This window comes from Pseudomonas sp. ATCC PTA-122608 (assembly GCF_001952855.1).
Classification (GTDB): domain Bacteria; phylum Pseudomonadota; class Gammaproteobacteria; order Pseudomonadales; family Pseudomonadaceae; genus Aquipseudomonas.
Genome location: NZ_LPNO01000001.1, coordinates 497,285 through 517,779 on the forward strand (window position 1 = coordinate 497,285; position 20,495 = coordinate 517,779).

General features: G+C 60.0%; 19 protein-coding genes. 12 read left to right on the forward strand and 7 right to left on the reverse strand.

Going from position 1 to position 20,495, the window contains the following annotated elements; translation table 11 throughout:
• Positions 1-27: 27 nt before the first annotated feature.
• Together AU074_RS02390 and AU074_RS02395 are read right to left on the reverse strand one after the other, a co-directional pair.
• Positions 28-981 carry a homoserine kinase gene (locus tag AU074_RS02390; RefSeq protein ID WP_076013322.1) on the reverse strand — a complete coding sequence of 318 codons (954 nt, stop codon included), beginning with the start codon at positions 979-981 and terminating at the stop codon, positions 28-30.
• 56 nt (positions 982-1,037) lie between these two features.
• Complete coding sequence (locus AU074_RS02395; protein ID WP_003214814.1) at positions 1,038-1,328, reverse strand: DUF2782 domain-containing protein; 291 nt, start codon at positions 1,326-1,328, stop codon at positions 1,038-1,040.
• Positions 1,329-1,402: 74 nt separating this feature from the next.
• On the opposite strand from AU074_RS02395, the gene polA reads away from it, so the two are divergent.
• A complete protein-coding gene (gene polA, locus AU074_RS02400) occupies positions 1,403-4,195 on the forward strand; it encodes a DNA polymerase I (RefSeq protein WP_076013323.1) in 2,793 nt (930 codons plus the stop codon).
• Between the two features lie 265 nt (positions 4,196-4,460).
• On the opposite strand, the gene yihA is transcribed toward polA, so the two are convergent.
• Positions 4,461-5,102 (reverse strand): ribosome biogenesis GTP-binding protein YihA/YsxC, encoded by a 642-nt coding sequence (gene yihA / locus AU074_RS02405; RefSeq protein ID WP_003214811.1) that lies wholly within the window; start codon positions 5,100-5,102, stop codon positions 4,461-4,463.
• A gap of 192 nt (positions 5,103-5,294) precedes the next feature.
• Between yihA and AU074_RS02410 the strand changes: the two genes are divergently transcribed.
• The 6 genes from AU074_RS02410 (at position 5,295) to AU074_RS02435 (ending at position 10,901) form a co-directional block, all read left to right on the forward strand.
• Positions 5,295-5,597 (forward strand): cytochrome c5 family protein, encoded by a 303-nt coding sequence (locus AU074_RS02410; protein WP_076013324.1) that lies wholly within the window; start codon positions 5,295-5,297, stop codon positions 5,595-5,597.
• Positions 5,598-5,630: 33 nt separating this feature from the next.
• Entirely contained in the window at positions 5,631-6,236 is a 606-nt protein-coding gene (locus tag AU074_RS02415; RefSeq protein WP_076013325.1) for a cytochrome c4, read from the forward strand.
• A 169-nt stretch (positions 6,237-6,405) separates the two neighbouring features.
• Positions 6,406-7,041, forward strand: coding sequence for a thiol:disulfide interchange protein DsbA/DsbL (locus AU074_RS02420; protein ID WP_008439638.1), 636 nt, complete (start codon positions 6,406-6,408; stop codon positions 7,039-7,041).
• 10 nt (positions 7,042-7,051) lie between these two features.
• A complete protein-coding gene (locus AU074_RS02425; RefSeq protein WP_010168652.1) occupies positions 7,052-7,930 on the forward strand; it encodes an endonuclease/exonuclease/phosphatase family protein in 879 nt (292 codons plus the stop codon).
• Positions 7,927-10,026: a diguanylate cyclase gene (locus AU074_RS02430; RefSeq protein ID WP_076013326.1), complete on the forward strand. Its 2,100-nt coding sequence runs from the start codon at positions 7,927-7,929 to the stop codon at positions 10,024-10,026. The genes AU074_RS02425 and AU074_RS02430 overlap by 4 nt, the downstream gene beginning before the upstream one ends.
• Positions 10,027-10,124: 98 nt before the next feature.
• Positions 10,125-10,901: an N-acetylmuramoyl-L-alanine amidase gene (locus tag AU074_RS02435; protein ID WP_076013327.1), complete on the forward strand. Its 777-nt coding sequence runs from the start codon at positions 10,125-10,127 to the stop codon at positions 10,899-10,901.
• Positions 10,902-10,917: 16 nt separating this feature from the next.
• Here the strand turns inward: AU074_RS02435 and AU074_RS02440 are convergent, their stop codons facing one another.
• The gene (locus AU074_RS02440; protein ID WP_076013328.1) at positions 10,918-12,705 is read right to left on the reverse strand and encodes a KinB sensor domain-containing domain; all 1,788 of its coding nucleotides are present in this window, start codon (positions 12,703-12,705) and stop codon (positions 10,918-10,920) included.
• Positions 12,706-12,715: 10 nt separating this feature from the next.
• Positions 12,716-14,062 (reverse strand): sigma-54-dependent response regulator transcription factor AlgB, encoded by a 1,347-nt coding sequence (algB, locus tag AU074_RS02445; protein WP_076013329.1) that lies wholly within the window; start codon positions 14,060-14,062, stop codon positions 12,716-12,718.
• 398 nt (positions 14,063-14,460) lie between these two features.
• Between algB and AU074_RS02450 the strand changes: the two genes are divergently transcribed.
• From AU074_RS02450 to AU074_RS02470, 5 genes are all read left to right on the forward strand, one after another.
• Positions 14,461-14,745: a hypothetical protein gene (locus AU074_RS02450; RefSeq protein WP_076013330.1), complete on the forward strand. Its 285-nt coding sequence runs from the start codon at positions 14,461-14,463 to the stop codon at positions 14,743-14,745.
• 77 nt (positions 14,746-14,822) lie between these two features.
• The gene (locus AU074_RS02455; RefSeq protein ID WP_003170804.1) at positions 14,823-14,987 is read left to right on the forward strand and encodes a DUF1328 domain-containing protein; all 165 of its coding nucleotides are present in this window, start codon (positions 14,823-14,825) and stop codon (positions 14,985-14,987) included.
• A gap of 2 nt (positions 14,988-14,989) precedes the next feature.
• Positions 14,990-15,457: an inhibitor of vertebrate lysozyme family protein gene (locus AU074_RS02460; RefSeq protein ID WP_076013331.1), complete on the forward strand. Its 468-nt coding sequence runs from the start codon at positions 14,990-14,992 to the stop codon at positions 15,455-15,457.
• Positions 15,458-16,186: 729 nt separating this feature from the next.
• A complete protein-coding gene (gltP, locus tag AU074_RS02465; protein WP_063033694.1) occupies positions 16,187-17,518 on the forward strand; it encodes a glutamate/aspartate:proton symporter GltP in 1,332 nt (443 codons plus the stop codon).
• 100 nt (positions 17,519-17,618) lie between these two features.
• Positions 17,619-18,848: a nucleoside recognition domain-containing protein gene (locus tag AU074_RS02470; RefSeq protein WP_076013332.1), complete on the forward strand. Its 1,230-nt coding sequence runs from the start codon at positions 17,619-17,621 to the stop codon at positions 18,846-18,848.
• Between the two features lie 106 nt (positions 18,849-18,954).
• Here the strand turns inward: AU074_RS02470 and AU074_RS02475 are convergent, their stop codons facing one another.
• Both AU074_RS02475 and AU074_RS02480 read right to left on the reverse strand, forming a co-directional pair.
• On the reverse strand, positions 18,955-19,560 hold the full coding sequence (locus tag AU074_RS02475; RefSeq protein WP_076013333.1) for an ABC-type transport auxiliary lipoprotein family protein: 606 nt from the start codon (positions 19,558-19,560) through the stop codon (positions 18,955-18,957).
• Positions 19,557-20,495, reverse strand: coding sequence for an MlaD family protein (locus AU074_RS02480; protein WP_076013334.1), 939 nt, complete (start codon positions 20,493-20,495; stop codon positions 19,557-19,559). The genes AU074_RS02475 and AU074_RS02480 overlap by 4 nt, the downstream gene beginning before the upstream one ends.

A 20,495-nucleotide genomic window follows, 5' to 3' on the forward strand; every position in this document is an offset into this window, starting at 1 on the left:
TCCCACATTTTTGACCGCGTACGACCTTTACAACGCGAACGGCAGTGGTGTCTTGACCTGCTGGCGTTGCGCCAGGCGCACTTGAAACTCCCGCGGGTCGTGAATCAGCACGTCCTGCCCGGCGAACGATTCCGCCGCAATCAGGCGTGACAGCCAGAACCGCACACAGGCCACGCGCAACATGGTCGGCCACAGCTCCGCTTCCTTGGCGGTAAACGGTCGCAAGCCCGCATAAGCCCCCAACAATGCCCGCGCCCGTTGGCCGTCGATCACGCCGTCGGCGTCCGAGCACCAGTCATTCAAGGCGATCGCCACGTCATACAGCATTGGTCCGGAGCAGGCATTGTAGAAGTCGATCAGCCCGGTCAGGTGCGTGCCTTCGAACATCGCATTGTCGCGAAACAGGTCGGCGTGGATATTCGCCCGGGGCAGCGCGAGGATCTGCGCCTTATGCGCCTCGATCTCATCCAGCGCGGCTTGCAGCAGGCGCTGTTGTTCTGTGTCGAGGTGCGAAATCAGTTGCGCGCCTTCGCTGAGCATCCAGTCCAGCCCGCGATCGGTCTTGCGTTCCAGTACCTTGTCGCCTTGGGTGGCCAAGTGCAGGTGACCGAGCAATTCGCCCACTTGCACGCAATGCTGGGCGTTGGCGTCCTTGATGTGCTTGCCCGCCAGGCGCGGTTGCAGCAGCGCCGGTTTGCCGGCAAGCGTGCGCAAGGCCACGCCGTCGGTGGTACGCAGGGCGTAAGGCACTGGCAGGTCGGCGTCGTGGAGCACGTCCAGCAGTTCGATGAAGAACGGCATTTCCTGCACCGGGCCACGTTCAACCAGGGTCAGGACAAATTCGCCCTGTTCCAGGCTGATAAAGAAATTGGTGTTTTCACTACCAGCGGCAATCCCCTGGAAATCAAGCAGGCGGCCGAGCCCATAAGGGGCAAGAAAGGTTTCCAGCTCGGGCCGAGCCAGGGGGGTGAACACAGACATGGTTAAAACTGCCGTTACGGGCGCTGCGGGGAGCAGCGCCGATTAAAGTTAAGAAATCATTTCCATTCGAAGATCTTCCATGACGGGATCAGCATATCCGGCTGGTCAGAGCGGATGAAGTTCGCATCGGTTCCGTCCGCGCGCACCAGGAAGTAAGGCGGAAAGCCTTTCTGAGTCACCTTGATTGCGTACAGGAAGCCATTTTGGCGGTATTCCTGGATGGTCTTGTCGCCTTCCGTGCGAATGGTGACCTCCGGGTCGCCTGAAGGGGCAGTATCTGCCGCCATGGCCACCATCGGAGTGAGTGCAATCAAGCCGGTCAACAACAGGCGATTTACTGTACGCATGATAACCTTGTCCCTTTGTCGTCATTGGTCCGGCTATTCTAGCGCCTGACCCGCCGAAAAGGTTGATCCTGCTCATGAGCCAAGCCCCCCTCGTCCTGGTGGACGGTTCTTCTTACCTGTACCGCGCCTTTCACGCGCTGCCGCCGCTCACCACGTCCAAAGGCCTGCCTACCGGCGCGGTCAAGGGCGTGCTGAACATGCTCAAAAGCCTGCGCAGGCAATACCCGAACAGCCCGTTCGCGGTAGTGTTCGACGCCAAGGGCGGGACATTTCGCGATGAGCTGTACGCCGAATACAAGGCCAACCGCGCGAGCATGCCCGATGACATGCGCGTGCAGATCGAGCCGCTGCACCAGAGCGTGATCGCCCTGGGCTTCCCGCTGCTGTGCGTCGAAGGCGTTGAAGCGGACGACGTGATCGGCACCCTGGCCCGCAGCAGCGCGGCTGCCGACCGGCCGGTGGTGATTTCCACCGGTGACAAGGACATGGCGCAACTGGTGGACGGGCACATTACCTTGGTCAACACCATGACCGGTAGCGCCATGGACGTTGAGGGCGTGAAGGAGAAATTCGGTGTCGCTCCCGAGCAGATCATCGATTACCTGGCGTTGATGGGCGACTCGTCCGACAACATCCCGGGCGTTCCCGGCATTGGTCCGAAGACAGCGTCCGGCTTGCTGGTAGGCGTGAACGGCGGTTTGAAAGAGCTCTACGAGCAGCTCGATATCGTGCCGACCTTGCCGATTCGTGGTGCCAAGACCTTGGTCGCCAAACTGGAAGAGCATAAGGCGAGTGCGTTCCTGTCCTACGAGTTGGCGACGATCAAGATCGACGTGCCGCTGGATGTGGGCCTGGACGACTTGCACCTGATCGAGCCGGATCGCGAGAAGCTGCTGGAGCTGTACACGCTGCTGGAGTTCAAGAGCTGGATTGACGAGATTCAGCGCGATGCCAAGCGGGTTGAATTGAGCGCAGCTCCGTCGGCTGCGGCCGCCGAGGAAGCGGTTGAGACAGTCGCTCCGGTTTCTGTCGAGCCGGTGTACGAAACCATCCTCACCCAGGCTCAGTTTGATGCCTGGCTGAAGAAGCTCAACGACGCCAAGCTGTTCGCCTTCGATACCGAAACCACCGGGATCGACGCCCAGAAAGCGCAACTGGTGGGTGTTTCGTTTGCCGTGCAGGCCCATGAAGCGGCCTACATTCCGCTGACCCATTCCTACATCGGCGCGCCGGAACAGCTGGATCGCGACACCGTGCTGCTGGCCCTGAAGCCCTTGCTCGAAGACCCGGAAAAACTCAAGGTCGGCCAGCACGCCAAGTTCGACATGAACATCCTGGCCAACTGCGCCATCGGTGGCGACCCGGCACACGGCATCACCGTGCGCGGCATCGCCTTCGACACCATGCTTGAGTCCTACGTGCTCAACTCCGTCGCGACCCGCCACGACATGGACAGCCTGGCGAAGAAGTACCTGGACTACGACACCGTCAGCTTCCAGGACATCGCCGGCAAAGGCGCCAAGCAGCTGACCTTTGACCAGATTGCCTTGGAGCAAGCCGGGCCTTACGCGGCGGAAGACGCTGATGTAACCCTGCGCCTGCACCAGGAACTGCATAAGCAACTGTCGGCCATTCCTACCTTGGCCAGCGTCGTGTCCGACATCGAGATGCCGCTGGTGCCGGTGTTGGCGCGCATTGAACGCCAGGGCGCCCTGGTGGATGCCGCCTTGCTGGGTATCCAGAGCATCGAGCTGGGCAACAAGATGGTCGACCTGGAGCGCCAGGCCTACGAGATCGCAGGCGAGGAATTCAACCTGGGTTCGCCCAAGCAGTTGGGCGCGATCCTCTACGAGAAGCTAGGGCTGCCGGTGCTGAAGAAGACCGGCAAGGGCCAGGCCTCGACGGCCGAGGAAGTCTTGGCCAAATTGGCTGAAGACGACTATCCGCTGCCGAAAGTGCTGATGCAGTACCGCAGTATGAGCAAGCTGAAAAGCACTTACACCGACCGCCTGCCCGAGCAGATCAACCCGCGCACCGGGCGGGTTCACACGTCCTATCACCAGGCCGTCGCGGCTACCGGGCGTCTGTCTTCCAGCGATCCAAACCTGCAGAACATTCCGGTGCGTACCGCCGAAGGCCGGCGGATTCGCCAGGCGTTTATAGCACCGAAAGGCTACAAACTGCTGGCGGCGGACTATTCGCAGATCGAGCTGCGCATCATGGCGCATTTGTCCAAGGATGAAGGGTTGCTGAATGCGTTCCGCGACGACCTGGACGTGCACACCGCCACGGCGGCCGAGGTGTTCAAGGTTGAGTTGGCTGAGGTCACGTCCAATCAGCGTCGCAGTGCCAAGGCGATCAACTTTGGCCTGATCTACGGCATGGGTGCCCAGAAGCTCGGCAAGGACATTGGTGTCGACACCAAGACCGCCAAGGCTTACATCGATGTGTATTTCGCCCGCTACCCGGGGGTTCGCGAGTACATGGACCGCACCCGCGCCCAGGCGGCTGATCAGGGCTACGTGGAAACCCTGTTCGGGCGCCGCCTGTACTTGCCTGAGATCAACTCCAACAAGCCTCAGGAGCGTGCTGGCGCCGAGCGAACGGCGATCAACGCGCCGATGCAGGGTACCGCAGCCGATATCATCAAGAAGGCCATGGTCAAGGTCGACAACTGGCTGACGGCCTCGGGCCTGGATGCCAAGGTCATCCTTCAGGTGCACGATGAATTGGTGCTGGAAGTGCGTGAGGATCTGGTGGCTGAAGTCAGCGCGAAGATTCGTGAGCACATGAGCGATGCGGCGAAGCTGGATGTGCCGCTGGTGGTGGACGTCGGCGTGGGCGACAACTGGGACGAGGCGCACTAAGCACGGGCCTGGGCCGCAGCGTCATGCCGCGGCAGCGCTTTAGATCGGAAAACGCGGCGAGTTATTTCCAATAGTTTTTTGAGCGTGCTGGAACTTAACCCGTGAATTGCTACTCAGAGTTACTGAATGGGTGGTGAAGCCCTTCAATGCTCCTATGTTGTGTTAAGTGTTGGCAGATATCTGGACCCCGCCCTAGCGGTCCGGAACTTGGACCCCGAACTTCCCCTCCCCATACGAAGTCCGGGGTTTTTTTTGCCCCGAGTTTTTACTCGGCAGCTTCCGAACCCTTGTCAGCCAGTTCCATCCAGCCTGCCAGTACCGTGTAGGCATCTTCCAGGCCCATGCGTTTTGGCGCCGAGAACAGCTGGATAGTCACCGCATCGCCCCAACCTTTACGGATTTCTGCCTGCACTTTGAGCAGGGTGTTTTTCGCTGCGCCGTAGGTCAATTTGTCGGCCTTGGTCAGCAGGACATGCATCGGCATGCCGCTGGCGACGGCCCAATCGAGCATCAACAGGTCGAAGTCGGTCATTGGATGACGGATGTCCATCATCAGAATCAGACCCTTCAAACTCTCCCGGCCACCCAGATAAGCTTCCAGGTGACGCTGCCAGTGCAGCTTCAGCGGGATAGGTACTTTTGCATAACCGTAGCCCGGAAGGTCGACCAGACGCCGATCATCGTCTAGCTTGAAGAAGTTGAGGAGCTGTGTGCGCCCCGGGGTTTTCGAGGTGCGGGCCAGGCTGGCGTGGGTCAGGGTGTTCAGCGCGCTGGATTTACCGGCGTTGGAACGGCCGGCGAATGCGACTTCGAAGCCTTCGTCATCGGGGCATTGGTCGACTTTGGCGGCGCTGAGCATGAAGGTGGACTGTTGGCACAGGCCGAGGATGGGATTCTTGAGTTGCATGAGTTTTCCGATGTGGGCGGTGCCGGGAATGGGTGCGGCAAGCGGTGTCGTTTCCGTTTCAGTAGCGCCAGTATATAATGCCGCAGATTTTGTGTGTGCTTTGTCCCAGCGAAGGATGAAGTTCACGGGAGCGATAGACCTTTATTGCGCATTAGAACGCAAAACGCTCTCAAACCCTGAAAAGGTCGATGTATGACCAGGTGGCTGCTAGCCGTCGGTGTCTTGATGCCACTTTACAGTGCTCAGGCTACACAGGATCCGGAGGCTGTGTACAACCGCGTTTGCGGGGCCTGCCATGCCGGACAGTTGCCCAACGCCCCGAAACGGGGTGACCAGGCAGCCTGGAAGCCAAGACTGGCTCAAGGTATGGACACGCTGGTGCAACACGTGACCCAGGGTTTCAAGGCGATGCCGCCGCGTGGTTTGTGCATGGACTGCAGTACCGAGGATTACCATGCCGTCATTCAGTTGATGGTGAGTGAACCCGGTCCATAACTCTTTAACCCTTAGCCGTAGTTGGATTAGCTGATGAACAAACTGATCGTGAGTCTGCTGTTGACCTTGGGCATCACCGGTGTTGCCCATGCCGCAGGCGACGCCACAGCCGGCCAGGCGAAAGCTGCCGTATGTGGTGCTTGCCATGGACCGGACGGTAATAGCCCGGCGCCAAATTTTCCAAAACTGGCCGGCCAGGGTGAGCGTTACCTGACCAAGCAGATGCACGACATCAAGGACGGCAAGCGTACGGTCCTGGAAATGACCGGCTTGCTGACCAACCTCAGCGATCAGGACCTGGCGGATATCGCGGCGTATTTTGCCAGCCAGAAAGGCAGTGTGGGAGCTGCTGATGCGAAACTGGTGACCCGCGGTGAAGAATTGTTCCGCGGCGGCAACCTGGAAAAAGGCATGCCTTCCTGCATCGGTTGCCACTCGCCTAACGGCGCAGGCCTTGCTGCAGCGGGCTTCCCGCACTTGAGCGGGCAGCATGCGCAGTACATCGGCAAACAGCTGACAGACTTCCGCGAAGGCAATCGCACCAACGACGGCGACACCAAAATCATGCAGAGCATCGCCGGGAAACTCAGCAACAAGGACATCGAAGCCGTGTCCCAATACATCCAAGGCCTGCACTAAGTGCCCCGGCTACGTTAACGCTCGATTAATCCGTCGATGCAAGCATAAAAAGGGTGGCCCAGGCCGCCCTTTTTTGTGGCCGGTGCCGTTACACTAACGAACTCATGCCCGCGTAGACCTGTCACAACAAAGGTCGCGTGAGGCGACTTTATTTGTCCAGGAGTAAAGCATGCGTAATCTGATCCTCAGCGCCGCTCTCGTCACTGCCAGCCTTTTCGGCATGACCGCACAAGCCGCCGACGTGCCGCTTGAAGCCGGTAAAACCTATGTCGAACTGACCAATCCTGTGCCGGTTTCCGTACCGGGCAAGATCGAAGTGGTGGAGCTGTTCTGGTATGGCTGCCCGCATTGCTACGCTTTTGAGCCAGTCATCAATCCGTGGGTCGATAAGCTGCCTCAGGACGTGAATTTCAAACGTATTCCTGCCCTGTTCGGCGGCCCATGGGACGCCCACGGCCAGCTGTTCATTACCCTGGACACCATGGGTGTAGAACACAAGGTTCACGCGGCTGTGTTCAATGCCATCCAGAAAGAAGGCAAGCGCCTGGTGAAGCCTGAAGACATGGCCGATTTCGTCGCCACCCAAGGCGTCGACAAAACCAAGTTCCTGGAGACATTCAACTCGTTCGCTGTGAAGGGCAAGATGGCCCAATACAAGGAACTGGCCCAGAAATACGGCGTGCAAGGCGTACCGACGCTGATCGTCAACGGCAAATACCGCTTTGACATCGGCAGTGCCGGCGGCGAAGAGCAAGCGCTGAACGTGGCCGATCAGTTGATCGCCAAAGAGCGCGCAGCCAAGTAAGGGGCCTGTCATGCGTCGCTGGGGTACTGAACGTGTCGTTGGCCTGCATGACCCGAAGGTCAACGAACACCACTTGGAATCTACAGGCCTGCCGGCAGACAGCCGGTTGCGCCTGCTCAGTTTCAATATCCAGGTGGGCATCAGCACCGAGAAATACCGGCATTACCTGACCCGTGGCTGGCAGCACCTGCTGCCCCACAATGGGCGTGCCGGTAATCTGCAGAAGATCGGTGACCTGCTGGGCGACTTCGACCTGGTAGCCCTGCAGGAGGCCGATGGTGGCAGCCTGCGCTCCGGTTACATCAACCAGGTCGAGCATCTGGCCCAGTTGGGTGCCTTTCCGTACTGGTACCAACAACTCAATCGCAACCTCGGCAAACTCGGCCAACACAGCAATGGTGTGCTCAGCCGCCTGAAGCCGTGGGCGATCGAGGATCACCCATTACCGGGCCCAAAAGGCCGAGGGGCGATTCTCGTGCGGTTCGGCGAAGGGCCGGAAGCGTTGGTAGTGGTGATGATGCACCTCGCGTTGGGGGCTCGAACCCGCACCCTGCAGTTGGCCTACATCCGTGAGCTGATTGGCAACTACAAACACCAGGTGCTGATGGGTGACATGAACACCCATGCCACAGACCTGCTACAGAATTCCCCGTTGCGCGACCTTGGGTTGCTGGCGCCGCAAGTCGAAGCCACCTTTCCCAGCTGGCGTCCGCAGCGCTGTCTTGATCACATCCTGCTCAGCCCGACCCTGACACTCGAAAGTGTGCAGGTACTGGCGCAGCCCATCTCCGATCACCTGCCCGTCGCGGTAGAGATTCGTCTGCCGGGTTCGCTCACGGCTGATGCATTGCCCGCGTTGAGCCCCGGCCCTCGCGGACCTCTTGCATGAGCGACGACGCCCAGCGTTGGAAAGAAAAATACCTTAAAAGCGTCGAGCAACAAGAAAAGCTCGAGCGCCGCTGGGCCGCCCGCCTCGACCTGCTGCGCCGGGGGCTGGTACGCAGCACCCTGGCGGCAGAAGGGACCGACCGTGCGGTTGACCAATGCATGAAGGAAATGCGCGACGTGGTGCGCACCGACGACATGGACGCTGCCCTCGCCGCATTGTTGCCGCGCCTGGAAAAGGCCGTGCTGGATTCGGAGCAGCGCCGCGAAACCCGGGTTGACCAGATCGGCAGCGCGTTGACGGCCTTGGTCACCCAGTTGCAGAAGCTGCCCTTGCCGCGTGAGGTGAGTCGCCCGCTGAAGGCGTTCGCCAAACAGCTGGATGGTCGGGTCGGCCAGGCGCGGGAGATCCCGCTGTTGCTGAGTGAGTTGAGCGGCCTTCAGGGGCAGGCGTTGAGTAACCTGGAACCAGAGGGCGAAACGAGTCGCTCGAGCCCTGGCCTGTTGCAGCGTCTGTTTGGCGCCAAAGAAGCAGCGACCGAAGCCTCGGAGGTCGAGCCGCCCGCGCAATCCCGCCCGGCTGTTCAGGCGCCTGCTGTGCCAAAGCCGGTGGATGAAGTTGAAGCGCCGGTGCAATCGGCGGAGCTGACCCAGGCGCTGCGGGCTTTTGCACCGCAGCCGAAGGTCACGGCCCCTGTCGAGTCGTCCCCTGAGCCCGTACCGCAAGTAAAGCCTGTCGAGGTTATCAGCGAAGCGGCGCCAGTGGCACCCGCCGTCGTGGCCAAAGCGCCCGTCATCGAGGCATCTGCTGCGATTATCGAACCACTGGAGCCCGAACAACCGCTTGAGCCGGAGGTTGAGCCAGCGCTCGAGAGTGCTCTTGCCGCCATGGTCGAGGCACCAGAGGTTCAGGCCTGTGAGCCGGAGCAGACGGAAATCGGCAGTCTTTCCTTGCCACCGGTCATGTCCGACGAGCCCGAAGAGTCGCCAGAGCTCAATCCCGACGAGCTGCAAGCGGATCAGACCTACGCCCTGCCCGACACCCCCGAGCCGTCTTACAGTTCGGTGGCCAAACACATCGAAGACACCCTGCTCGGCTTGTTGGAAGACCTGTCGCTGCCCGAGCGTCACAGGCCCCAGGCCGAAGCCATGCGTGAGCGCCTGGCCCACGGATTGAACTGGTACGAACTGCTGCCGATTCTCGATGACCTGGCGGTGTTGATGCTGGCGATTACCGACAGCGGCCAGCACGAGTTTGAAGCCTACCTCAAGCAACTCAACGAGCGTCTCGAGGCATTCCAGGGGCATCTGCAGGTCGCCAGCGACGGCCACGCCGACAGTCGCTCGGCCGCCAGAGAGCTGGATACTCAGATCCGCGAACAGGTGGATGGTTTGCAAACCAGCGTCCAGGATGCCGCGGATCTGGACAGCCTCAAGCACGTGCTGGAGAGCCATCTCGAAGGGCTGTTGGGCACCATGGACCAACACCAGCACCAGCGTGACCAGCGCGAGCAGGAAGTGGCTGCACGCCTCAAAAGCCTGGCCGAACGGGTCGCCAATATGGAGCAAGAGGCTCAGGGCTACCGAGAGCATTTGGAGGTTCAGCGCCAAAAAGCCTTGATCGACCCGCTCACCGGCTTGCCCAACCGTGCTGCCTGGACCGAGCGCCTGGAGCAAGAGGTCAACACCTGGCACCAGCGTGGCAACAGCCTGTCATTGGCGATGCTGGACCTGGATCACTTCAAGCGCATCAATGACGGCTATGGCCATCTGGCTGGCGACAAGGTGCTGAAGATCATCGCCACGGTGCTGCGAAAACGCCTGCGGCCCAACGACTTCATCGCACGCTTTGGCGGTGAAGAGTTTGTGTTGCTGGTGCCGAACTCATCACTGTCAGATGCGTTGGCCGTGGGTGAAACCCTGCGTGCAGCCATCGAAGCGTGCCCGTTTCACTTCAAGGGCGAGCCGGTGACCATCACGGTCTCCATGGGCGTGGCGCAGTTTCAGCCGGGTGAGCGCAGTGATCTGGCGCTTAAACGTGCCGACGAGGCGCTTTACCGTGCCAAGGCTGCCGGACGCAATCAGGTGCAGGCGGCCTGAAAATGTTCCATTTTGTTTAAAACTTTGCATTTGGCCGCCCGGCAGCAAACGGTACGTTACACTGTTGCATTATCGTCTTAAGCGTATTGTCTGCTGCCATGAAATTTCTGTGCTCCGCTTTTCTGCTTCTCCTGCTCGCCGGCTGCGCGAGCGGCCCTCGCCTGGACACCAGCCATCCGTCGTTGAACCACGACAATCGTGTTCAGTTCGTCATCGTGCACTACACCTCGGCGTCCCTTGAGCGCTCCCTGGCGCTGCTGACCCATGGCCAGGTCAGCAGTCATTACCTGATCGGTGATGACGCCTCGGCCACCATCTATAAACTTGTGGATGAAAGCCAACGCGCCTGGCATGCCGGGGAAAGCGAGTGGATGGGCCGCACCTGGCTCAACTCCAGCTCCATCGGGATCGAGATTGTGAACCCGGGCTATCGAGACCTGCCGACGGGCCGCGTCTGGTACCCGTACTCCGAAGCGCAGGTGCAGTCGCTGGTGGTGCTGCTCAAGGACATCAGCAAGCGCAACGGCATCGACCCGCGAAACATCATCGGTCATAGCGACATCGCCCCGCTGCGCAAGCTGGACCCGGGGCCATTGTTCCCGTGGAAGCGCCTGGCGGATGAAGGGCTGGGCATATGGCCGGACGCCAAGGCGGTTGCCCGTTACCAGGTGCAGTACGCAGCCGAGCTGCCGAGCATTACCTGGTTCCAGGAAGAGTTGGCGAAGCTGGGCTATCCGACGCCGCAGACGGGCGAGCTGGATGTGGCAACGCGGCATGTGGTGGCCGCGTTCCAGATGCATTTCCGGGCGTCTCTGTTTGACGGGACGCCGGATGCCGAGAGTGCCGCGATCCTGCAGGCGTTGAATCACCAATAACGGTTGGCGCGTGATCCTACAGGGGCAGCGCCATATAGAACTGCGTCCCCTGCCCTGGCCGTGAATAAACCCCCATCCGGCCACCGTGCAATTGCACGATCTCCTTGCACAGCGCCAGGCCCAGCCCGGCGCCGCCTTTCTTGCGGCCTACCTGCACAAATGGTTCGAAGATTCGTCCCTGCTGGCCGTAGGCAATGCCTTCACCGTTGTCTTCGACGCTGACAATTACCCGTTCGCCATGACGACGCGCCTGCAAGCGGATCTGTCCACCGTCGGCCGTGTGCCGCAGGGCATTGCCTAAAAGGTTGTCGAGCACCCGCTCCAGCTGCGCTCGATCAGCATGCAACCTCGGCAGCGGGGATTGCTCCTCAACCAGCAGCTCGATGTTCTGCGCGTTCGCCTGCTCTGCGAAACGCGCGCGGGCATGTTCCAGCAGGTCGCTGATATCGCACGGGCCGAGGGTAAGTTTCTGTAAGCCATTCTGATAGCGCGAGAAGTTGAGCAAGTCGTTGATCAACTGCATCAGGCGCTGCATTTCCTCATTGACCGTATCCAGCAGGTCCGCTTCGCGGGATTCCGCAGGAAACTTCGCCCGTTCCCGGAACAAGCCGAAAGCCATGTGCATGCCCGTGACTGGCGTGCGTAATTCATGGGACGCGCGCAACACGAACTCACTGCGTACCCGTTCAAAGGCGCGTTGTTCGGTAACGTCATGCAGCACCATCACTGCGCCCAGAATGTGCCCCTGGGTATGGCTCACCGGCGTCAGGCTATACGTCAGCAGGCGCAGCTCACCCTCAACCTCCACTTCCAGGTCTTCAGGTGCGCGTTCGAGGTTGCCGCCGCGCAGCACCAGATGCAGTTGCTCATCCAGTTCCGGGCGGCCCAATGCTTCGCCAAGGCCTTGGCCCAGGCGGTTCTCGTCCCAACCCAGTTGGCGCTGCGCTACCGGGTTAAGGTGCTCCAGGCGACCTTGGCGGTCGATCATCAGCAGGCCGTCGTCGATGCTGTCGAGCACCGCCTGCAGGCGTTGCTGCCCGGCGAGCAGCTCATCGACATTGGTTGCCTGATGTTGGCGCAACGCTTCGGCCATGATGCCGAAACGCCGGGTCAGCAAGTTCATCTCGGCGGCTGACGAAATGGGCAGCGTGACTTCGAAGTTGCCCTGGCCGATCTTGTCGGCGGCCTTGGCCAGCGCTTCGATCGGCCCGCCAAAGCGCCGGGCGATCCCGTGGGCGGTGACGAAGCCAATGATCAGCACCGCCAGCCCGACCAAACCCAGCAAGCCGGCGATCAACAGCGCGCGCTCACGGGACTTGTGTTCGGTGTCGTTGATGTTATCCAGGGCTTTCTTGTGCTCGGCGATGAGGCCGTTGCGCAAAATGTTGAAACGCTTGGTCAACTCGTCGTTGTTGCGCAACTGCGCCGGAGCGTTCTCCTTTTTATCGAATGCCTCGAGAAAGCTCAGGTAATCAGTCTTGGCCTGGGTGAAACCGCTGCTTGCCGCATCCTTTTCTTCGTGTTCGATGCCTTGCTGCAGCAGCGCGAAATAACGTTGCTTGGAATCTTCCAGCGCAGCGGTATTTGGCTGCTCGTTGAGCATGATCATCAGCTGGTCGCCGAGGGTCTGCCGCAGCTTGAGGCCCAGGTCCAGGGTGATGAAGTTGCTGCGAATCAGCGATTCCTGGGTCTTGGCCATTTGCATGACACTCACCAGGCCCAGCAGCAATCCCAGCAGGGCAACGGTGATCAGCGCGGAAATGCTCAGGAACAGCCGAGTGCGCAGCTTCATCGCAAGCTTCATAGGCTACAGCTCACAGGTTGTATTGTTTGCGTTTGCGGTACAGCGTTGACGCATCAATGCCGAGGGTTCGTGCCGCCTGGTCCAGGGTGTCACTGGTGGCCAGTACGGCGCCGATATGGGCCTTTTCCAGTTCATCCAGGCTCAACGCCGCACCAATACGCGGGGCGTTGTTGGTCGGCTGTTCGGCCATGCCGAGGTGGCTGATCTCAACCTTTTCCTGAGGGCAGATGATGCTGGCTCGCTCTACCACGTTGCGCAGCTCGCGAATGTTCCCCGGCCAGCGATAGTTCAGCAGCGCTTCGCGGGCTTCGTCGCTGAATCCGCGAGCGGGCCGCGCATATTCTTTCACGAAGCGCGCCAGGAAGCGGTCGGCCAGGGTCAGGATGTCTTCGCTGCGTTCGCGCAGGGGCGGCAGGTGCAAGGTGATGACATTCAGGCGATACAGCAGGTCTTCGCGGAAACGACCGTCGCGGACCATATCTTCCAGGTTCAGGTTGGTAGCGGCGAGAATCCGCACGTCGGCGCGACGAGTCACCGGATCGCCGACGCGCTCGTATTCCTTGTCCTGGATAAAGCGCAGCAACTTGGGTTGCAAGGTAAGCGGAAAGTCGCCGATCTCGTCGAGAAACAGCGTGCCACCATCTGCCTGGTTGACCCGGCCCAGGGTGCTTTCGCTGGCACCCGTAAACGCACCACGACTATGGCCGAACAGCTCGCTTTCCATCAGCTCCGCCGTCAGCGACGGGCAGTTGATGGTGACGCAGGATTTTTTCGCCCGCTTGCTCCAACCGTGTATCGCACGGGCCAGCTCACCTTTACCGGTGCCGGACTCGCCGAGGATCAGGATGTTGGCATCTGTACCCGCCACCTGACGTGCCGTTTCCAGCACCACCATCATTGCCGGACTGTGGGAGTCGAGACCGTCCTTGGGTTTGCGCACTTCGCCTTCGAGGGCTTCCAGGCGCGCCGACAGTTGGCGCACCTCCAACTGCTTGGCCGTGGCCAGGCGCAATTGGTCGGGGCTGCAAGGCTTGACCAGGTAGTCGGCCGCGCCGGCCTGGATCGCATCCACGGCGGTGTCGACGGCGGAATGGGCGGTGACGATCACCACGCGCATCCACGGTGCCTGGACGCGCATTTGCGCCAATACGTCGAGGCCGTTGTCTTCGCCCAGGCGCAGGTCCAGGAAGCACAGGTCAAACACCTGGCGTTGCAGCAAGGCGTCCGCTTGGGCGGCGCTGTTGGCGGTGGCTACGGTGTAGCCTTCATCTTCCAGGCAGTAACGGAAGGTGCGAAGGATCGCGGATTCGTCATCCACTAAAAGAATGCGGCCTTGAAGTTCCTTGGCTGATTCCATCTGTCCCGCGCTCCCACTAAGAATGAATGATGTTGTTTAGTCCCGGAATAATCGGGCAAGTTGCATGGTTTATTCTGATTGATTAAAGCCGTCATCGCGCAGCTATCTGCGCTTCTTCTTACAGAAACGCCGATTCATGGCGTTTTTATCTCCCTGTAGCCACTTCGGCAGTCGAACGTTGCTTTCCTATCCCCTGATCCGACCAGTGACCATCGTGCATTTCGCACGGTAAGGATAGGCGCATCGTGCAGGATGCTCGTGGTGTCAAAGCGCTTTTGTTTTTAACTTGTTGATTTTATTGAGTTTTATTTTGTTAAAAAACTGGCACGCAGGCTGCAATACACCTCATACGAGCGTCACCAACGAATAATCAGATCAGAATGCGGGAGACACACAGCATGACTTGCCAAAGCCTCACTCAACTGCGTGTATCGCCACTGCGTCTGCAACAGGGGCTGTTTGCCAGCCTGGCCCTGTTGGTGACTTTGATCGGCGGTCAGCAATTGGCGCATTGGCAGCAGAGTCAACAGCAAGTCGCGCATTTTGAACGTCCGATGATGACCCAGACCCATTTCCGTTCCGTCGGCAGCACCACCGCCGGCGTGACAACCCCGCAACTGACGGCGGTTGAACAAGACTCCACCCTCGGCGACCTGCCTTATCAGGAACGCTGGGTGTTCTAGGCAAGACACGGTCCTTGAATCAAGCGACCGCAAGCATCACCGCTGTTACCCCTAAAAGAAGCGTAAGGAGAATCACCATGTTGAGTTGGGCAATCACATTTCTGATCATCGCCATTGTGGCTGCAGTCCTGGGCTTCGGTGGTATCGCGGGCACCGCCACGGGTATCGCCAAGATTCTGTTTGTGGTCTTCCTGGTGATGTTCATCGCTTCCTTCTTCTTTGGCCGTCGTGGCCGAGGCTAAGCATGTTCAATTCGTCCCTTAAAGCCCTGGCTGCCGCCCTGTTGTTGGGCGGCAGCGGCCTGGCGCTGGCTGCCAATGACGGCCAGTCCCGGGCCAACGAACTGCTGAGCGCGGACCCGCAGTACCGCGAAACCTGGCAGAGCGTGGTCAAGAAGGAAGAGCGCTTGCCGGAATGGGTGATGAACCTGTCGGGCAGCGCGGAACAAATGAATGCCGTTGAAGAGGACGGTGACAAGTACTTGGTAGGGCCGCTCTGCGAAACCGCAGACACGTGCCTTAACAAGCGCCTGATTGTCGCTTTCAGCTTCGACAAAGAAGATGCGTACGCCATGTTGGTGGAAGTTCCTGCAGGCCTGCCTGCGGATAAATCGCCAACGCGGCACGCCGACTACCGCTTTCTTGGCAAGCCCGACGAAGGCATGCAGAAGCTGTTGATGGAACAGCTCAAGAAAGATCCGAATTGGTACTAGGTTCGGTCTGACGACGCTGTCGTCTGCCGGCTTATCGTCCATAGAAAGAAGCACCATGCTTCTTTCTGTTTGCAACGCCCGACGAGGGCGCTGCATGACCAAGGGGTCGGGTTGCTCTGATCGTTCGGATCGGCGTGACCTACGGGTACATGGAGTGCCTGCGCAAGGGCCGGGTCAGGTGAAAAGCTGCGACGCAAGTTCCCAAGCCGATGGTTTGTGGAACTTGCGACGGGCTTGCGGCTCTTATGCCCGCTTCTGTCATACCGCCCATAGCGGCAATTTCCCTTTTTGCGTCGCCTCAACCATTTCTTGGTGTTTCCGCGTGACCATCTATCGAGAAAGTTTGTCTCCTGCCAGACAAGTTTTTCGATGGTATGCGTAGGAATTTACAGCAGTTTTCAGCCGCAGCCGTAGATTTTCAAAAAACCCTGCGCGAGCCTGAAATGGCCGGTTCGCGGCATTTATGCCTGCCGAAATGTCACATTCGAACTGACCGTTCAGACAGAAAAACTCAAAAAAACTCATGCCGATTCGGCATAGGGTAGGCGTTTACGGCATTAGACGTCGCCTCCTTGCATCGGAATAGTTGCGCCTTTTTTCGCCTGCCAGTGAGCCATATCGGCCAACTGCGGTGACCTTCTACGGGGGCAGATGCACACACTTTTTCGCTTCCGAGCGTTCCAGCTGCTGGCGCATCTGCCTGAGTCCACTTGAAGTAAGGGTAATGACATGAAGAAGGCAAAGCTAAGCCTCGCCTGGCAGATCCTCATCGGTCTGGTGCTGGGGATTGCAATCGGTGCGGTGCTTAACCATTTCAGTGCTGAAAAGGCCTGGTGGATCAGCAACGTGTTGCAGCCCGCTGGCGATATCTTTATCCGCCTGATCAAGATGATCGTTATCCCGATCGTGATTTCGTCGCTGATTGTCGGAATCGCTGGTGTTGGGGATGCGAAAAAGCTCGGTCGGATCGGCGTGAAAACCATCCTTTACTTCGAAGTAGTCACCACCATTGCCATTGTGGTCGGCCTGCTGCTGGCCAACCTGTTCCATCCGGGTACCGGCATCGACATGAGTACCCTCGGCACCGTCGACATCTCCAAATACACGGCCACTGCCGCTGAGGTCCAGCACGAGCACGCGTTCATCGAGACGATCCTCAACCTGATCCCGTCGAATATCTTCGCCGCCGTCGCCCGTGGCGACATGCTGCCGATCATCTTCTTCTCGGTGTTGTTCGGCCTCGGCTTGTCGAGCCTCAAGCCTGAACTGCGCGAGCCTCTGGTCACCATGTTCCAGGGCGTGTCCGAGAGCATGTTCAAAGTCACCCACATGATCATGAAATACGCCCCGATTGGTGTATTTGCCCTGATCGCGGTGACCGTCGCCAACTTCGGTTTCGCCTCGCTGCTGCCGCTGGCCAAGTTGGTGATCCTGGTTTACGTCGCCATCCTGTTCTTCGCCTTTGTGGTGCTCGGCCTGATCGCCCGTCTGTTCGGCTTCTCGGTGATCAAGCTGATGCGCATCTTCAAGGATGAGCTGGTGCTGGCCTACTCCACCGCCAGTTCCGAAACCGTGCTGCCGCGTGTGATCGAGAAGATGGAAGCCTACGGCGCGCCGAAGGCGATCTGCAGCTTTGTGGTGCCGACCGGCTACTCGTTCAACCTCGACGGCTCGACCCTGTACCAGAGCATTGCGGCGATCTTTATCGCGCAGTTGTATGGCATCGACCTGTCGATTGGCCAGCAACTGATGCTGGTGCTGACCCTGATGGTTACCTCCAAAGGCATCGCCGGCGTGCCGGGTGTGTCGTTCGTGGTGCTGCTGGCGACCCTGGGCAGCGTAGGTATTCCGCTGGAAGGCCTGGCGTTCATCGCCGGTGTCGACCGCATCATGGACATGGCGCGTACTGCACTGAACGTGATCGGCAACGCCCTGGCCGTACTGGTCATCTCCCGCTGGGAAGGCATGTACGACGACGCCAAGGGCGAGCGTTACTGGAACTCCCTGCCGCACTGGCGTACCAAGCAAGTGATGCCGGCCGGCGAGACCACTCGCGGCTGATTGCCAGAGTTGGCTCCTACACAAACCCCGGAAAATTCCGGGGTTTGTCGTTTCTGCCAGCCCCGCTATCATTCGCCCCATCTTTCGGGGGATTCAACTGATGCTCAATGGCCTGTGGCTTGGCTTTTTTATCGTGGCGATGGTGTCCGCGCTGGCGCAATGGCTGATTGGCGGTAACGCCGGCATCTTTGCGGCGATGGTGGAAAGCATATTCGCCATGGCCAAACTGTCGGTCGAGGTCATGGTGTTGCTGTTCGGCACGCTGACCTTGTGGCTGGGCTTCCTGCGCATCGCCGAGAAGGCCGGGATCGTCGATTGGCTGGCCAAGGCCCTGGGGCCACTGTTCCGTCGCCTGATGCCGGAGGTGCCCGCCGGCCACCCGGCCATCGGCTTGATCACCCTCAACTTTGCCGCCAACGGCCTGGGCCTCGACAATGCGGCCACGCCCATCGGCCTCAAGGCCATGAAGGCGCTGCAAGAGCTCAMCCCCATCCCCAACACCGCCAGTAACGCGCAAATCCTGTTCCTGGTGCTTAACGCATCCTCCCTGACCCTGCTGCCGGTCACCATCTTCATGTACCGCGCCCAGCAAGGTGCACCGGACCCGACGCTGGTATTCCTGCCGATCCTGCTGGCCACCAGCGCCTCGACGCTGGTGGGCCTGCTGTCGGTGGCGGTGATGCAACGCCTGCGGCTGTGGGACCCGGTGGTGCTTGCGTATCTGATTCCGGGTGCGCTGGTACTGGGTGGCTTCATGGCCTTGCTGGCGACGCTCTCAGCCACTGCGCTGGCGGGGCTGTCGTCGATCCTCGGCAACCTGACGCTGTTCGGGCTGATCATGTTGTTCCTGGTGATTGGCGCGCTGCGCAAGGTCAAGGTCTACGAGGCGTTTGTCGAAGGGGCCAAAGAAGGCTTCGACGTGGCCAAGAACCTGCTGCCGTACCTGGTGGCGATGCTCTGCGCGGTGGGCGTGTTGCGGGCGTCCGGTGCGCTGGATTTCGGCCTGGAAGGGATTCGCCATCTGGTGGCCTGGACCGGCATGGATACACGCTTTGTTGATGCGTTGCCGACGGCGATGGTCAAGCCGTTCTCCGGCAGTGCGGCGCGGGCGATGCTGATTGAGACGATGCAGACCCAGGGCGTGGACAGCTTCCCTGCGCTGGTAGCAGCGACGATTCAGGGCAGTACCGAGACCACGTTTTATGTGTTGGCGGTGTACTTTGGCTCGGTGGGAATCCAGCGGGCGCGGCATGCGGTGGGGTGTGCGTTGTTGGCGGAGTTTGCCGGTGTGGTTGCAGCGATTGCAGTGTGCTACTGGTTCTTCGGCTAAATCGCTGTCCGTGTAGGAGCGAGCTTGCTCGCGAAAAGCCGGAGAGCGACGCGGGGTATCAGGTTCCCCGCGTTATCGTTGACGATTTTCGCGAGCAAGCTCGCTCCTACATTGGTGGGCGACCTTGGCCCACCACCCAATCCACCACCTGTTTATTCAGTACATCTCCAGCCTGACCAAACCCGGCCACCACCGCCGGCACCTTGGTATCCCCCACCGGCTGCCTCACCTCAAACCGCTTGCTGGCAATAATCCGCTGATCACTGCCGCGAACCAGCCGCGCATCCAGCCGTATCACCACCTCAACCGCACTGCCGCGATACTCACTCTGAAACGCCTGTAACTGCCCGCCCAGCTCAAAGTCCGCCTGCAGATTGGTCTCATCGGTACTCAGCAATGTCACCCGCCCATCCCGCTGGAACCCGTCCAGCAACCGGTTACGCAACAGCACCGGTGACGGATCGCTCCAGCGGGAATTCGCATAGCTGCTGATCAGGTCGCCATTGGGCACCACCGCAATCCGCGGGCTGTCGAGGAATTCGCTGGTCTGCGGCTTGGCCACGCGCAGTGACCAGGTCACGGGGCTGGCTTGTGTGGTGGTCTGCGCCGAAGGCAACCGGTATACGTCCGAAGGGTCCGCCTTGGGCAAGATCGAACACGCACTGACCAATGCCAGGGCGACGGGGACGATCACTTGGTAAGCACGCTTCATGGCGTGAACTCCTTGTTCTTGTCGCTGCCCAGCAGGTAACCGCTGGGGTTGGCTTCCAGGCGGCGGGAAATGGCGCGCAACGAGCCCAGGGTTTCCCGCAGCTCGCGCACCGCTGGCGCCAGTTCGTTTAGACCCTGCATGCCGCTGTTGAGGGAGTCCTTGTTGTTAGCCAGCAAGGTGTCGATGGTGGCCGTGCTTTGTTGAAGGGACTGCATGGCCTTTTCTGCGCTGCCGAACACCTGCTTGCCCTGATCATTGAGCAAACCATTGGCGTTGCGCATCAATGCGGTGGTTTGCTCCAGGGTGGCGCTGGCCTGTTTGCTCACCTGCATCAATTGCTGCATCACCACCTTGATATCGCCGCGTTGATCGGCAATCGCGCCGGTGGTCTGTTGCAGGTTATCCAGGGTGTTGCTGAGGCGGTCGACGTTCTCCCGGGAGAACATGTGGTTGGCGTTGTGCAGCAGCAGGTTGATGCTGGTCATCAGGTCATTGCTGTTGTTCAGCAGTCGGGCGATAGGCGACGGCGAGGCGATGATTTGCGGCAGTTCGCCGTCCTTGCCCTTGAGCTCCGGGCTTTGGGGTGTGCCGCCGCTGAGCTGGATGATCGAGGTACCGGTGATGCCGGTCAGCGCCAGCTTGGCCTGGGTGTCTTCCTTGATCGGCGTTTGCCCGGCCAGGCGGATGCGCGCCAACACCCGGCGCGGGTCTTTCGGGTCGAGGCGCAGGCTGGTGACATCGCCGACCTTGATCCCGCTGTACTGCACCGCACTGCCCTGGGAAAGGCCACTGACCGCCTCGTTGAAGATCACTTCGTAATCCTGAAACGCGCTGTCGACGCTGGATTTGGCCAGCCACAGGCCAAACAGCATGGCGCCGACCACGACGATCACGCTGAACAGACCGATCATCACATGATGGGCTCGGGTTTCCAT